Origin of the sequence: Legionella tunisiensis, from assembly GCF_000308315.1 — a bacterium.
Taxonomy (GTDB): domain Bacteria; phylum Pseudomonadota; class Gammaproteobacteria; order Legionellales; family Legionellaceae; genus Tatlockia; species Tatlockia tunisiensis.
Map to the genome: position 1 here is coordinate 1 of NZ_CALJ01000021.1, position 1,431 is coordinate 1,431.

Genomic DNA, 1,431 nt, shown 5'->3' on the forward strand with positions numbered 1-1,431 from the left:
CAAAGTTCGCCAATCACTCATACTTTTCCAAAATTAGATGCGTCACTAAATTATAAAACTAAATACCACAAGGTTATATAGCCATAAAATACTAAAACCAAAGACTGTTTAGATTTCTTTTTTCGGTAAATTATCCCATTCCACAATTAAACTATTCCTTATGTATCTATTTTTTCACTTCTGGTAGGAATGATCATGACATCACATAATGTACATGCGCTTGAAATTATCACGGTCGAAGAAGCAGTCCATGCTCCGGTTTTACGAGAGCCAGCGCAACTGGTTTCTTTTCCGCTGAGTTCTGGTGATATACAACTAATTGCCGCGATGAAAAAAAACTACATGAACTAGGTGGTGTTGGTCTGGCTGCTCCCCAGGTAAATCATGCCAGGCAAATTATTGCCGTCTATATTCCCGAAGAAGCCGCTTTATTGAGAAATAACGTCAACCCTTATCCAATGCATATTATGATTAACCCGAGCTATCAAGGGATTGAACAAGAAGGGGTTATTCATGATTTTGAAGGCTGTTATTCCGTCTCTAGTAAAGCTGGCAAAGTGCCTCGATACAATCAAATAGCGCTTCATTACCAGGATGAAAATGGGCGCGCTCACAGTAGTACAGAGCGTGGATTTTATGCCAGAGTGTTACAACATGAAATTGATCATCTCAATGGCACGTTGATTATTGATAGATTAACACCTGATTGTGTACAAGGTAGTGTACAAGAAATGATGGCTTTGCGGCGCAAGGAATTATCTGATGAACAAAAAGCTGCCTTCGATTTAGTCATCAGTAAAAATTTAAACGATAACGGATCCGTGAAATCTTAAAGGCAGAACTTCAAACTAGTCAGCAAAATGAATATTAAAAATATTATTTTCGATCTGGGCCATGTGATTGTCAGCTGGTTCCCTGCTCTGATTATTAGAAATACTTTCCCACATTATGACCAGCATCAACAGCAATATTTAGTCGAAAAAAGAGTTAGAAGCAGCATTTAGATTCATTTAAATTTGGGAAAAATTTCTGAAGACGAGGCAAAACTAGCGTCTATCTCAGACATGAAGGATATTGATGCTCAACATCTGACTATTCTTTTTAATTACGTAAAATCTACGCAGGTACTAATTCCAGGGACCACGGCGATTATCAAGTCATTGCATAAGAATGGCTATACTTTGATTATGCTTTGCAAAGAAATAATTTAATTGCTCATGAGACAGTATTTATTGACGATCATGAACCCAATACGCAGGCAGCCAGCTCGTTAGGCCCCCATACAATTTTATTTTCTGACTCGACATCCTGTTTACAAAGACTTAAGAGTCTCGGTATCACTGTTCATAACCAGGATTACAGAATAAATTAAATCTATAGAGAACAAATCAGGTTCTTTTGCATTAAAAGAACCTGACGCTTTTTATTACC

At 37.5% G+C, this 1,431-nt stretch carries 1 protein-coding gene and 1 pseudogene; both read left to right on the forward strand.

The genetic code is table 11. The annotated features are described in order from the left end of the window. Window positions 1-195: 195 nt before the first annotated feature. Window positions 196-833: pseudogene (locus tag BN58_RS21075) on the forward strand (peptide deformylase). A 183-nt stretch (window positions 834-1,016) separates the two neighbouring features. Beyond that, a complete protein-coding gene (locus BN58_RS32365; protein WP_019215298.1) occupies window positions 1,017-1,211 on the forward strand; it encodes a hypothetical protein in 195 nt (64 codons plus the stop codon). Window positions 1,212-1,431 lie beyond the last annotated feature (220 nt).